Origin of the sequence: Halanaerobium sp. ST460_2HS_T2, assembly GCF_003337665.1 — a bacterium.
Classification (GTDB): Bacteria; Bacillota; Halanaerobiia; order Halanaerobiales; family Halanaerobiaceae; genus Halanaerobium; species Halanaerobium kushneri.
Window position 1 is genome coordinate 1 of record NZ_QPJF01000015.1, and the last position, 13,974, is coordinate 13,974.

Sequence of the window (13,974 nt, forward strand, 5' to 3'; positions counted from 1 at the left end):
AGGGGAGGGGATTCCTGCATTTTATACAGATTCCTAACCTGACAACTATGATAACTATTAATATTTTTAAAAAAACTATTAGATTTGACGTAACGTACAAGTATCTGGGGGTGTAAATATGGGTGTTACAATTAAGGATGTTGCCAAAAAAGCTGGAGTTTCTATTGCTTCTGTCTCTAGAGTAATTAATGACAGCAAGCCTGTAGCTCCAGAGACGAAGGAAAAAATACTTAAAGTAATTAAAGAAACGGGTTATAAACCAAATGCGATGGCCAGAGGTTTAAAGAAAAATGAATCTGGACTAATTGGTTTGATAACCCCTGATATGGAAAATGGTACATTCGCTGAGCTGGTTAAGGGAATAGAAAGTGTTATTGAAAAGAATTCTATGAATTTAATAGTTTCTAACTCAAAAGGTGAAATTGAACGAGAATTAAGAGAGCTACATATTTTTAAAGAACAGCAATTGGATGGAATTATATTTTCAGGTGTTAAATTCACAAAAAAGCATAAAGAATATTTTGATAGGTATAAGGTTCCAACGGTTGTTGTTTCTCAGAAATTTCCTGGTTCTGGTTTACCTTATGTTGATATTGATAACTTTAAAGCTGCCTATCAGGCCGTTGATTTTCTGATAAAAAATAATCACCAGCAAATTGCAATGGTTAGAGGGCCTTTTTATGATAAATCAGCCGGTAAACAAAGGTATAATGGATATTTTGAAGCTTTAAAAGATGCCGGCCTTAAGGTTAATTCCAGTTTTGTTAAAGAAGGTAATTTTACAATTAAAAGTGGCTATCAGGCTATGGAAAAGATTTTAAGTGAAAATGAGATGTTACCAACTGCAGTTTTTGCAGCATCTGATAGAATGGCAATTGGGGTTTTAGACTGTTGTTTAGATAATAATCTTAAAGTACCTGAAGATATTTCAATAATTGGTTTTGATGATATAGAACTTGCTACAGTTGTAAGACCAAAGTTGACTACTGTTAGGGTGGATCACAGTAAATTAGGAGAAAAATCAGTTGAATTGCTGCTTAACAAAATTAAAAAGAATAAAGATAGTGAATCTTTTTATGAAGCAGATTTTGAAATTATTGAAAGAGAAACAGTTAAAAAATTAACTTAGTTTGAGAATAATAAGTTAAAAGTTTATGAGAAAATAGCAGTTAAAAAGATTTAATATTGCTAATATTGGCAATATTAATATATTTATCAAAGATAATCAATTAATATCTTGAGGAGGTGGATAAAAAAATAATTTATCAATTGTCTGACACTGGTAATTCTAAGATCAAATTAAAAAAGGGGGGGATGGGCTTGATAGCCCACAATAATGAGTAAAAAATTAGTTTTAGCTTTGACAATGGTTTTAGTTTTAGTGCTTTCTGCAGGTGTAATGGCACAGACAGAAATAACAGTCTGGTATCATTCAGGTAGAGGTGCAGAAAGAGCAGTTACTCAGGACCAGGTAAAGAGATTTAATGAAATGCAGGACGAAGTTTATGTAAACTTAGTTGAGCTTCCAGAAGGTAGCTATAATGAGCAGGTTCAGGCTGCAGCAGTAGCTAATGACTTACCTGATGTACTTGACCTTGATGGTCCATATGTTGCTAATTATGCCTGGTCAGGATATTTACATCCACTGGAAGAATACATGAGCGAAGAAATGAAAAATGATTTCTTACCTTCAATTATGTCTCAGGGAACTTACAATGATCATGTATATGCATTAGGAGCTTTTGATTCCGGCCTTTCATTCTGGGGAAATAGAAAGTATTTAGAGGCTGTTGATGCAAGAATTCCTACTTCTGTTGAAGATGCCTGGACCTATGATGAGTTTATGCAAATTGTAAAAGATTTGCAGGCGCTTGATGAGGTAGAATATGCTCTTGATTTTAAGATGTTTGATGTAGGTGAATGGTATACTTATGGATTTTCACCATTTTTCCAGGCCTTTGGTGCTGATCTGATTGATAGAGAAGCTAATCAGGCTGAGGGAACTTTAAATGGGGAAAAAGCGATTGAAGCTGGTAAATGGTTCAAGTCATTATTTGAAAATGGTTATGCAAACCCAAATCCTCCAGGAGATACAGAATTTATCAATGAAGTTGCTGCTTTATCCTGGACAGGACACTGGAACTATAACCCTTATACAGAAGCTTTAGGTGAAGACCTAGTATTATTACCTGCACCTAAGTTTGAAAAACAGGCTACTGGTATGGGTTCCTGGGCCTGGAGTATAACCAATAACTCAGAAAATCCAGAAGCAGCCTGGAAATTCTTAGAGTTTGTACTTCAGCCAGAAAATATTGTTCAGATGACAGATGCCAATGGTGCTGTTCCTGCAAGATCATCTGCTGTTGCATTATCTGAACCATATAAAGAAGGTGGAGCTCTAAATCTGTTTGTTGAACAGCTGGAAACTATTGCTGTCCCAAGACCAGTTACTCCTGCCTATCCAGTAATTACTGATGCCTTTACTACTGCTGTTGATAACTTTGTTAGTGGTGGAGATGTAAAAGAAGAACTGGATAATGCAGCTCAAGAAATTGATCAAGAATTTGAGTATCTAGGAATTAATTAAGATAAAAATTCTGATTGGTGTTTATCAGCCGGGAGAAATTTTCTCCCGGTTTCAATTTGAAAATGTAATCTATTATTTAATGTTTTTAATGAAAGGAGGATTTTATGCTAAGAAATGATAAAAAGTCTATTACTACCTTTATGCTGCCGGCATCAATTTTATTATTAGTTTTTATGGTTTTACCTTTTTTAATGGCATTTGGACTGTCTTTTACCAACTAGCGTTTAATTGAAAGTCCCCGGGGAACTCAATTTGTTGGTTTAACTAATTATGTTCGGGCTCTTGGTGACAATCTTTTTAGAACCGGTCTTACAAATAATGCTATCTTTGTTCTGGTGGTTGTACCACTACAGACAGCTTTAGCACTGGCACTGGCGATTTTAGTAAATATAAAAGTTAAGGGTAATAAATTTTTTCGAGCAATATATTTTATACCAACTGTTACCACAATGGTTGTTGTGTCTGTAATCTGGAGTTTTTTATATCATCCGGACGGACTAATTAATGGCTTTTTAACTTCTATTACTTTTGGCGCCTGGGATGGAATTGACTTTTTAAATAATACTACTACAGCCTTTCCCTCAATTATGCTGATGTCGATGTGGCAGGGAGTTGGCTTCCAGATGCTGATCTTTTTAGCAGCCTTACAGGAAATACCGGATTCTTTTTACGAAGCCGCTGATATTGATGGTGCCAATACCTGGCAGCAGTTTTTATATATCACTTTACCACAGCTAAAAAATACTACAACTTTTGTTATTATTTCAACAACAATCCTGGCCTTTAGATTATTTACTCAGGTTTATGTAATGACAAATGGAGGACCACAGAATTCTACTTATACAGCAATGCTTCATATTTATAATATGGCCTTTAAGCGTTTAAATATTGGCTATTCTTCGGCTCTAACAGTTATATTCTTTTTAATTATTTTAGTAATTTCAATTATTCAGAGAATTGCACTTAATGATACAGAAGAGGAGGTGTAGTAATGAAGTACAAGCAGAATAGAAAAATCTTTGCTTATCTTGCAATGATTGTATTAAGTATCTTTTTCATATTTCCTTTATTTTATATGATTTCAGTATCTTTAAATCCGGATGAAACTGCAATTTTAAGAAATATGGCTTCAGTGAGAGCCTTTTTCCCGGGAGATCTCAGCCTTAAAAACTTTTTTGATGTATTTGACAGAATGCCATTTGCCAGGTTTTTATTTAACTAAACTTTTATTGTAAGTACTACAATTATAATTGGTCTGCTGGTCAACAGTATGATGGCATTTGCACTGGCACGTCTGCGCTGGAAGGGGAGAGCTTTGATAGTTTCTGGTGTAGTAGCTTTAATGATTATTCCTTTTGAAGCAATAGCAGTTCCATTATTGCTGATTACAAATAGATTGGGCTGGCTGGATAGCTATCATGTACAGATTATACCTTTTATAGCCAATCCACTATATATATTTCTGTTATTTCAGTTCTTTAAAAATTTCCCATCTGAACTGGAAGAGGCTGCAATTATTGATGGTGCAAATTGGTTTGGAATCTACTGGCGGATTGCTCTGCCCCTATCAAAGCCTATTTTATCAAGTGTAGCAATTCTACACTTTCTGATGCAGTGGGGATCCTTTCTCTGGCCTTTGATGGTAACTAGAGGTCCGGAATATCGACCTTTAACAGTAGCCATGGAAGTATTCTTTGGTCAGTATCCGCGCAACTGGGGAGATATTATGGCTTTTGCAGCTATGATTACAATTCCTGTGTTATTATTATTCCTCTATTTGCAGGATACCTATGTTAATACTGTAGCCAGAAGTGGAATTAAATAAGACAGATAAATCTTTATTTTCCAGAAAAATAATACTATAATGATTAGTGCTGAACAATAAGAAGCAGCTGGAATAAGATTTGATTTAAGATAAGTAAATTTAAGATTTGAATTTTGTAGGAGGCACAAATTATGTTAGTAGATAATTTATATAAGGAAAAATATAGACCCCAGTATCATTTTTCCCCGGCAAAAAATTGGTCCAATGATCCCAATGGTCTTGTCTTTTATCAGGGAGAATATCATCTTTTTTATCAGTATAATCCCAATGATGTAATCTGGGGACCGATGCACTGGGGTCATGCTGTCAGCAAGGATTTAATCCACTGGGAGCATCTGCCGATAGCTCTGGAGCCAGATGATGAACTGGGGATGATTTTTTCCGGTTCAGCTGTTGTAGATAAAAATGATTCAACTGGCTTTTTTGATGGGGGAGAAGGTCTGGTAGCAATTTATACCACTCATCTTGAACGGGAAAAGGGACCACTTCAGCAGCAGGCAATTGCCTATAGTAAAGACAAGGGCCGCAGCTGGACAAAATATGCGGGTAATCCTGTAATAAAAAATTATGGAGTAGCAGATTTTAGAGATCCCAAGGTTTTCTGGCACAAAGAAAGTCAAAAGTGGGTAATGATTGTTACCTGTGCTGACCGGGTTAGATTTTATAATTCTCCAGATTTAAAGGACTGGAATTATTTAAGTGAATTTGGTCAGGAGATAGGTATTCATGTTGATACCTGGGAGTGTCCGGATTTAATAAAAATGCCGGTAGAAAAATCAGGGACTGCAGATGCTTCAGAAAATAAAGAAAAATGGATTTTAGAAGTCGGTGATATCCAGGGTGGTCAGTCTGGTGTAGCTGTTCAGTATTTTATTGGCGATTTTGACGGCAGAGAGTTTAAAAGTGATTATGACAGGAGTTTTTTTGTAGACCAGGGGCAGGATATTTATGCCCTGCAGAGCTGGTCTAACCTGCCTGATCAAAGAGAAATTTGGCTGGGCTGGATGAACAATATCGGCTACATGTCTAAAATACCGACAACAGGTTGGCGGGGAATGATGTCAATTCCCAGAGAACTATCTCTAAAAGATGATGGAGAGAGGATTAAGTTAATTCAAAAGCCGATAACCGAATTAAAGAATTTGAGAGAAAAATTTTATTCTGAAGTAAATACTGAACTTGAGGGTTCAAAAAAGATTGACTTTAAAGAACAGAGTTATGAAATTAAAGCAGAGCTTGACTTTAGTGATGCTGAAGAAGTTGTTTTTGCTCTGCATAAAAATGACAAGCAGGAATCATTACTTAAGCTGAATAAAAAGCAGAATAAAATTATAATTGATCTTAATAATTCTGGTAACACAGATTTTGATGAGACTTTCCTACTTGAAAAAGAAATAGATTATGATTTTAAAAAAGCAGTTGATTTAGATATTTTTATTGATCGTTCTTCTATGGAAGTTTTTTTGGATGATGGCGAGATTTCTATAACAGATCTTGTTTTTCCAGAGTTAGATTCAGAGGAGATAGAGATCAGAGTTTCTGGTGGAAAAGCTTATATAAAGAATTTAGAAGTTTATAAACTTAATTCTATCTGGGATTAATCTAAATCATAATTAATAAAGATTTAATTATTATCTGTACTCTTGAGGGGTACAGATATTTTTTTTGGGATGTTGATTTGGCTCTATTTATGTTATAATAAAGTAAATATTTTTCAATTTAATAAGGAGGATTTTCAATGCAGGGAGTAATAACTTTAGGAGAAGCTTTAATTGATTTTACACCACTAGATGATCAGAATATGGACTTTCGCAAAAATCCAGGTGGAGCACCGGCCAATGTTGCTGTTGCTTTAAGCAGACTGGGAGTAGATATTAGTTTTGTTGGTAAGGTTGGGGATGATGTTTTAGGTAATTTTCTGGCAAAAAAGTTAGAGTCTGAAAAAGTTAATATTGACAACCTTGTTTTAACTAATGAGGCTAAAACAGCAATTACCTTTGTAACTTTAGATGAAGATGGTGACAGAAGCTTTGACTTTTATATTGATCCCAGTGCTGACAGATTTTTAAGAGCGGATGAAATTGATGAAAAACTATTTAGGGAAAATAAGATTTATCATTTTGGGTCTATTTCTTTAATTGATGAACCGGCCAGAACTGCAACTAAAAAAGGTATCGAACTGGCTCACCAAAATGGAATGCTGGTTTCTTATGATCCTAATCTTAGAGAAATGCTCTGGGATTCTCTGGCTGATGCTAAAGAGATGATCTTATCTGTAATGGATCAGGTTGATATCCTAAAAGTTTCAGAAGAAGAGCTTGAATTTTTAACCGGCAAAAAAGATATTAAAAATGGTGCAACAGAATTAAAAGCTGAATATAATATTCCGGTAATTTTTATTACCTGTGGCAGTAAGGGCTCATACTATTATAAAGATCAGCTTGGTTTTGTAGAAGCATTTAAAGTAGATGCAGTTGATACAACTGGAGCTGGAGATGCCTTTATGTCTGGAGTTTTATATAACTTTAATCAGAATGAGCTAAAGCTGGAAGATATTGATGATGATTTCTTAGAAAAAACTTTAAAGTTTGCCAATTATTCTGGTTCACTGGCCGCATCAGCAAGTGGAGCAATGGCTGCTCTGCCGACTTTAGAGGAAGTAAATAAATTAAAATTATAAATTTGACTCTAAAATTCTCTTCTTTAAAGGAATTATGCCGAATTTTTTTGAAGAAGAGTTTCTTTTTTATATGAAAGAGAAAGTTACCTTGGATTTGATGACCTCTGTCAGTAAATTTTTTCATATACTTAGAAACGGTTTTGCTTATGCTTTAATTTACAGAGAGTTTGAAAAGGTGTTTTGCCGAAATAAGAATTTAAAATATGATAAAAAAACAAAAACCAGAATTATTACAGCTAAAAATTCTACCATTCTAGCAGGATAATTTATGAAATTTAGATTAAAATTATTTTTTAAATAATTATTACTCATTTTTAGTCCAATTCCTGTGATAACAAAAGGAAATGTAAAAGCAGAAAAGCTTGGGTAAAATCCGCCTGCTATCATCTTAGGTAAGTACAAAATTACTGCTGTGACTGAAATGATAGTCAAAGCCAGCAGACAGCTTAAAATAAATATATTTTTAACCGGAAATGAACTTAAATATCCAGCCAGACATAATCCTGCAGGAGCTGTAAAGATAGTAATCGTAGGTAGAGCTGCTTCTGGAATTTCTTTAACTTTAAATACCCTGTAAGATATAACTGGTAATAGTATTATGTAAGATGCAAAACCCAGATAAAATAATATCTGACCTAAAAACAAATTATTATAAGCTGGAGCAGTAACACTGGCAACAACAATTCCCACATAAACAATAAAGTAGCTGGGGAAAACTTTTTTTATATTAAATTTTTTAATAAATTTAAGGCTAAATAAGACAATTAAAAGCAGATGAGTTATAACAGCAGAATAATAAATAGTCTCAGCAGCTAATTTAGATACAGGTATTAAATATGTAGATAGAATCATTAAGCCCATTGTAAAGGTTGGAAAACCGGAAGCTAGCTTTACAATTAAAGGATCAAAAGGCTGATTCAGAGCATTATTAATTAAGCTGTAAGCAGAAAAAGATTAAAATTGAACAGATAAATTTCAAAATCTCTTGCAATCAGCAATTAAATACTATATAATACTTAAAAATAAAGAAAAATAAACCTGTGAACAGAAGAGTAGGAATTTTAGTGGAATCAGCGAATCGAGGATGGTGTGAGCTCGAGCAAAACTTGATTCTGAAGCGCATCTGTGAGGATTTTTTCTGAACTCAGTAGGAAAAAACGTAGAATTGCGTTAAATTAGCTGAAAGTGGATAATTATGTTATCAAGCAGAGTGGTACCACGGATATTAACCTGTCTCTATTATATGGAGGCGGGTTTTTGTAGTTTTTTAGCAGTTTTTTGCTGAAAATATTTATAGAAAAATTGTTGGTCTGATTTGTTGAGAATTGAAAAGAGAGCAGAAAATCTAAGGAGGAATTTTAAAAATGGCTAAAAAAGAAATTAAGAAAATTTTGTTGGCGTATTCAGGTGGTCTTGATACTTCAGTGGCGATTAAGTGGCTGCAGGATAAATATGATGCGGAAATTATTACTTATACTGCCCATTTAGGTCAGCCTCAGGACTGGGATGCAGTTGAAGAAAAGGCGCTGGCAACAGGTGCTTCTAAGGCCTATATTGATGACATTAGAGAAGAGTTTATTACCGATTATGTTTATCCGGCACTTAAGGTAAATGCGATGTACCAGGAAAAATATCCCCTGGCAACAGCCCTGGCTCGTCCTTTAATATCCAAAAGAATGGTTGAGATTGCAAAGAAAGAGGGGGTAGATGCACTAGCTCATGGCTGTACTGGTAAGGGTAATGATCAGGTTCGTTTTGAAGTTTCTTTTAAGGCTCTGGCGCCAGAAATGGAAATTATTGCACCTTTAAGAGACTGGGAATTTGTTTCCAGAGACGCAGAGATTGAGTATGCAGAAGAGAATGGAATACCTGTTAAGGCGACTAAAGACAGTCCCTACAGTATTGACCAGAACTTATGGGGGATCAGTATTGAATGTGGTATTTTGGAAGATCCCTGGGAAGAACCGCCTGCAGATGCCTATCAATGGACTAAAGATGTAGATGATACACCTGATAAGCCTAAATATCTTACAATAGATTTTGAAAAAGGAATTCCAGTAGCAGTAGATGGAGAGAAGATGTCTCCGATTGAAATTGTAGAAAAGTTAAATGCAGTTGGTTCAGAATACGGAGTCGGCAGAATCGATATGTTAGAAGACAGACTGGTTGGAATTAAATCGAGAGAGATTTATGAAGCACCAGCAGGAGAGATTTTAATTACCGCCCATAAAGCTCTGGAAGATCTGACTTTAGATCGTGACACTAAAAATTACAAGGCAGAAATGTCAGCTAAATATGCTGAGCTGACCTATAATGGCCTCTGGTTCTCACCTTTAAGGGATGCTTTAGATGCCTTTGTGGAAAAGGCCCAGGAAACTGTAACCGGTACAGTTAAAGTTAAGTTATATAAAGCAAGCTGTACTCTGGCAGGTAGAAAATCTGAGTACTCTCTCTATGACCACGGTCTGGCTACTTATGATGAAAGTGATAATTTTGATCATAAATCTGCCCCTGGATTTATTAATCTCTGGGCTCTACCTCTGCAGGTGGCAAATCAGAAAAAGAGAGAAGAGAAATAGATGGCAAAAAACAAATTATGGGGAGGAAGATTTGAGGCAAAGACTTCGGAACTAATGGACAAATTTAATGCTTCTCTTCCTTTTGATATTAATTTAATGGAATATGATATAAGAGGCAGCCTGGCCCATGTTAAAATGCTGGGTAGACAGGATATTCTAAAAGCAGAAGAAGTTGAAAAAATTACTGAAGGTCTTAAAGCTGTCAGAAAAGATCTCAGGGCTGAATTAGAAACTGGAGTTTTTGATTTTAATGAAGCTGAAGATATTCACAGTCTGGTTGAATCAAGACTGACCCAAAAAATTGGTGAGCTGGGAGGCAAACTTCACACAGGACGCAGCCGAAATGATCAGGTCGCTGTTGATATGCGTTTATATCTCAGAGATCAGACTGAGCAAATTATGGAAATGATCTTAAAATTTATGCAGGTTTTGCTCGAACTGGCAGAGGAACATATAGAAACTGTAATGCCGGGTTATACCCATTTGCAGCGGGCACAGGCGTTAACTTTTGGTCATCATCTTCTCGCCTATTACTTTAAATTGAAGCGTGATTATGAGCGTTTTCAGGATGCCTTAAAAAGAATTAATGTTTCTCCTTTAGGTTCAGGTGCTCTTGCAGGCAGTTCTTTTAACTTAGATCGCGATTTTACGGCTCAGGAGCTGGGCTTTGATAGAGCCTGCGAAAATTCGCTGGATGGAGTTAGTGATCGAGATTTTGTTTTAGAATTTTTGTCTGTTGCTTCAAATTTAATGCTGCATTTAAGCCGCTTAAGTGAAGAAGTTATTTTATGGAATTCTAAGGAGTTTTCTTTTATTGAGCTGGCGGATCAGTATACAACTGGAAGTTCAATTATGCCTCAAAAAAAGAACCCTGATCTGGCGGAACTGGTAAGAGGTAAAACCGGCCGAGTAATCGGCAGTTTAAATCAGCTGATGCTGACCATTAAAGGCCTGCCTCTTGCTTATAATAAGGATCTTCAGGAGGATAAAGAAGGCCTCTTTGATAGTGTAGATACAGTCAAAATAATTCTCAAGTTATATCCAGAGATGTTAAAGACTATGAAAGTAAAAAAAGAAGTAATGAAAAAGGCCGCGAGCAAAGGATTTTTAAATGCAACGGAACTGGCTGACTTCCTGGCAGATAAAGGGATTCCTTTCCGTCAGGCGCATCAGATTGTAGGAGAGGCAGTATTATTTGCTGCTAAAAAAGAAAAAGAACTGGACCAGCTGGGGCAGGCTGAGTGGGAAGAACTGCTGGCTCAGCATATAGAAGTCGAGGCAGAGGTATTGCAGAAAAAACTTTCCGTTGAGGCTGCAGTTAACTCCCATGCTACTAAAGGTGGACCAGCGTTTACAGAGAGTAAACGAACAATTAAAAAAGAAAAAAAGTTTTTAGCTGAGAAATAGAGAAGTTTAAGATTAATTAGCTTTATAGTAGAGCCCCTAATTTAGTGATGTCAATAATTCTAAATTAGGGGTTTTATTTTTTAAGAAAAAGTATTACAATAGATATATAAGTAAACTACTTAAGATTGGAGGCTTTAATATGAGAAATTTAAAGTATCATTTTAATAAGGTTTTTTCAGTAATTTTAATATTATTTTTAATTATGATTTTTAATATTTCAGCTGTGTCTGCTTTTTCTGATTATGAGAAAGATGTTGCAGATAGATTATATAAGGATCTGAACCAAAAATATAGGATTACCGAATTTAGGGAAGGCAGCCTGGAATATGAAACTCTTAAAACACTTGAGAAAAATATAATTAAAGAGAAATTTAAGAATGAAGAATTTAAAGCCCACCATGTTGATGATAAAAAAATTAATGCCTACTATATTGGTGCTGGAAATATAATGCTTTTTGAAGGCTTGTTACAGAAACTGAACACTGAAGACCAGCTGGCAGGTTTAATTGCTCATGAGATGGGACATGCTGTGGAGGAACACCTGACTGAGGATTTAGAAAGAAATTTAGGATTATCATTGTTAAACATTTTATTCAATCATTTTACCGATAATGAATATCAGACCATGACTAATGTGGCTCAGAATTTAATAGCCAATGGTTATTCTAGAGATCAGGAACAGGAATCAGATATTTATGCGGTAGACTTAATGTTAAGAAGTGGCTATGATCCTCAGGGCTTGATAGAGCTAATGCAAATTTTTAAGAAAAATAGTAATAATTTCAAACTGCTGGAGTTCACTCAGACTCATCCTATTCCTCAAAGTCGGATTGACTATCTCAAAGAATATATTGCGCAAAAAAAATCTAAAACTACTGGCGAAAAAAATACAGAAAGTAATGATACCAGTCTTAATCTGCCGGTGAAAGTTGATTCTGCAAACTTTGAAAATAGTCTGATTTCATTTTCCTATCCCTCCGACTGGGAGATAAAAGAGGAGCGAGTATTAAAGAGAGAGGTCCGTTTTAGATATCAGCTTCAGGCAGAAAAATTAAAAGCAGAAATATTCTTAGAAGATTTAAGTTCTAAAACTTTTATGGAAACAGGACGTAAACAGTTTAATTATGCAGCTATTGAGGCAGAGGAAAATGGTTATCAGGTAAGTAAGCGAGTTATTAAGGATGATAAACTGGATATTTATCAGTTACAATTAAATCGAAATCAGCAGGTTGAACTTAAATATTTTATTAATCAGAAAGGTAGACAGCAGCTTTTAAGGTTAAGTTTTGAGTTGGCAAGTACAAATAATATTCAGCAGCAAAAACAAATAGAAAATTTAATTGACAGTATTAAATTTAAATAAAATATTTAATCTGGAGTGGTTATTTTGAAAAATAAGACAAGAAAATTAGTCTGGGCAAGTTTTTTGTTGATTCTTGGAATAATATTACCGAGACTTGTTAACCTAACTGGCAGTATTACACTGGGGAATTTAATCTCCCCAATGCACATTCCAGTCTTTTTAACAGCCTTAATTTTAGGTCCTTTTTATGGGACGCTGGTAGGATTTATTACACCTTTATTTAGCACTTTGCTTTTTGCTATGCCGCCTATGATGCCGCCAATTGCAGTTTTGATGGCTTTTGAACTGGCAGCTTTTGGACTAATAGCTGGTTATCTTTATTCAGATAGGTCAAAGAATATATATTTGAGTCTGATTGCTGCTATGATTCTGGGGCGTTTGGTTTATGGGCTGGCTTTAATTGCGATCGGGCCAATCTTTAATTTTAATCCACCATTTATTCCTTTTCTACAGGGAGCTTTTATTACCGGGATTCCGGGGATGGTTATTCAACTTGTTTTAGTTCCAATGATCATTGACAAGATAAAGCCAATAAAGGAATTTGCAGAGTTTAATAGAAAAATAAAATAGAGGTATTTTTAAGACTTTAAAATCATTATTGAGGAGGGAAATTATGCAGTATGATATATTTTCTGTAGGAGATAATATAGCTGATTATTATCCCGAAGAAAAGAAGGTTTATGCCGGTGGAGGTGCTTTTAACACAGCTGTGATTGCAAAAAGACTGGGGGCTAAAGCGGCCTATTATGGAGTTTTTGGAACAGATGATAATGCGAAATTTTTATTTGAAACTTTAAAGAAGGAAAAAGTAGCTTATCCAGTTAACGATATCAGAAAGGGAAGAAATGCACTTTCGATTATTCGAAAAGAAGGAAACAAAGCAATTGTAGAAGCTGTGGATAAAGGTGTCTATAAGAATTTAAAGATCAACAAAAATGTGCTGGAAATCATCAAAAATTCTAAAATTGTTCACAGCAATATTTATTCATATTTTGAAGATTATCTGCCTCAGCTTCATTATAAAACTAAACTTTCATTTGATTTCTCCTATCTTCGAAATAAAGAATATATAGAAGATATTATTTCTAAAGTAGATATTGCCTTTTTCTCTGAAAGTAAAGATAATGAGGATCCAGCAGCTTTTTTAGACTGGGTTTCTCAATTTGAAGTTGAAGCTGCTATTTTGACCCTTGGTGATCAGGGTGTTTTAATGAAAACTGGAGATAATTTAATTAAGGAAACTTCTTTACCAGTAGAAGTTATTGATACCTTGGGAGCTGGAGATGCATTTATTGCTGCTTTTTTAACTTATCTGGCAAAAAATGAAAAAAATTATCAAAAAGCTTTGACTAAAGGATTGCAAACTGCGGCAAGATACTGTAAAGTAAGAGGTGGCCTGGGAGTTTTTCAGCCGCGAGAAGAGGAACAAAAAATTTATAAAAATGTTCATGAATAAAAAAGCAGAAAAAAGTTATAAATTGCATTAGATCTTTATTTTGAAATTTTAAAGGATTTAAATAGTTTTTATAGAAA

The 13,974-nt window shown here is 34.8% G+C and carries 13 protein-coding genes and 1 other annotated feature; of the genes, 12 read left to right on the forward strand and 1 reads right to left on the reverse strand.

Annotated elements, in window-relative coordinates; genetic code table 11:
- The first annotated feature begins 118 nt into the window (after positions 1-118).
- From DFR80_RS08305 to DFR80_RS08330, 7 genes are all read left to right on the forward strand, one after another.
- Positions 119-1,129, forward strand: a complete 1,011-nt coding sequence (locus tag DFR80_RS08305) for a LacI family DNA-binding transcriptional regulator (RefSeq protein WP_114489707.1) — start codon at positions 119-121, stop codon at positions 1,127-1,129.
- Between the two features lie 207 nt (positions 1,130-1,336).
- Positions 1,337-2,587 (forward strand): sugar ABC transporter substrate-binding protein, encoded by a 1,251-nt coding sequence (locus tag DFR80_RS08310; protein WP_114489708.1) that lies wholly within the window; start codon positions 1,337-1,339, stop codon positions 2,585-2,587.
- Between the two features lie 335 nt (positions 2,588-2,922).
- Positions 2,923-3,576 carry a carbohydrate ABC transporter permease gene (locus tag DFR80_RS08315; protein ID WP_199505794.1) on the forward strand — a complete coding sequence of 218 codons (654 nt, stop codon included), beginning with the start codon at positions 2,923-2,925 and terminating at the stop codon, positions 3,574-3,576.
- Between the two features lie 2 nt (positions 3,577-3,578).
- Positions 3,579-3,809: a hypothetical protein gene (locus DFR80_RS15270; protein ID WP_199505795.1), complete on the forward strand. Its 231-nt coding sequence runs from the start codon at positions 3,579-3,581 to the stop codon at positions 3,807-3,809.
- Between the two features lie 48 nt (positions 3,810-3,857).
- The gene (locus DFR80_RS08320) at positions 3,858-4,412 is read left to right on the forward strand and encodes a carbohydrate ABC transporter permease (RefSeq protein WP_199505796.1); all 555 of its coding nucleotides are present in this window, start codon (positions 3,858-3,860) and stop codon (positions 4,410-4,412) included.
- A 131-nt stretch (positions 4,413-4,543) separates the two neighbouring features.
- Positions 4,544-6,013 carry a glycoside hydrolase family 32 protein gene (locus DFR80_RS08325; protein ID WP_076544244.1) on the forward strand — a complete coding sequence of 490 codons (1,470 nt, stop codon included), beginning with the start codon at positions 4,544-4,546 and terminating at the stop codon, positions 6,011-6,013.
- Between the two features lie 137 nt (positions 6,014-6,150).
- Positions 6,151-7,092 (forward strand): carbohydrate kinase, encoded by a 942-nt coding sequence (locus DFR80_RS08330; RefSeq protein ID WP_076544251.1) that lies wholly within the window; start codon positions 6,151-6,153, stop codon positions 7,090-7,092.
- A gap of 156 nt (positions 7,093-7,248) precedes the next feature.
- Here the strand turns inward: DFR80_RS08330 and DFR80_RS08335 are convergent, their stop codons facing one another.
- Positions 7,249-8,025 carry a TDT family transporter gene (locus DFR80_RS08335; RefSeq protein WP_327077764.1) on the reverse strand — a complete coding sequence of 259 codons (777 nt, stop codon included), beginning with the start codon at positions 8,023-8,025 and terminating at the stop codon, positions 7,249-7,251.
- Positions 8,026-8,123: 98 nt separating this feature from the next.
- Positions 8,124-8,333, forward strand: a binding site (T-box leader).
- Between the two features lie 123 nt (positions 8,334-8,456).
- Between DFR80_RS08335 and DFR80_RS08340 the strand changes: the two genes are divergently transcribed.
- The 5 genes from DFR80_RS08340 to DFR80_RS08360 all read left to right on the forward strand — a co-directional run bounded on the left by DFR80_RS08340 (position 8,457) and on the right by DFR80_RS08360 (position 13,897).
- The gene (locus tag DFR80_RS08340) at positions 8,457-9,671 is read left to right on the forward strand and encodes an argininosuccinate synthase (protein ID WP_114489709.1); all 1,215 of its coding nucleotides are present in this window, start codon (positions 8,457-8,459) and stop codon (positions 9,669-9,671) included.
- Positions 9,672-11,078, forward strand: a complete 1,407-nt coding sequence (argH, locus tag DFR80_RS08345) for an argininosuccinate lyase (RefSeq protein WP_114489710.1) — start codon at positions 9,672-9,674, stop codon at positions 11,076-11,078.
- Between the two features lie 139 nt (positions 11,079-11,217).
- On the forward strand, positions 11,218-12,441 hold the full coding sequence (locus tag DFR80_RS08350; protein ID WP_114489711.1) for a M48 family metalloprotease: 1,224 nt from the start codon (positions 11,218-11,220) through the stop codon (positions 12,439-12,441).
- Positions 12,442-12,465: 24 nt separating this feature from the next.
- Complete coding sequence (locus DFR80_RS08355) at positions 12,466-13,011, forward strand: ECF transporter S component (protein WP_158537700.1); 546 nt, start codon at positions 12,466-12,468, stop codon at positions 13,009-13,011.
- A gap of 43 nt (positions 13,012-13,054) precedes the next feature.
- Complete coding sequence (locus tag DFR80_RS08360; protein ID WP_114489713.1) at positions 13,055-13,897, forward strand: PfkB family carbohydrate kinase; 843 nt, start codon at positions 13,055-13,057, stop codon at positions 13,895-13,897.
- Positions 13,898-13,974: the final 77 nt, after the last annotated feature.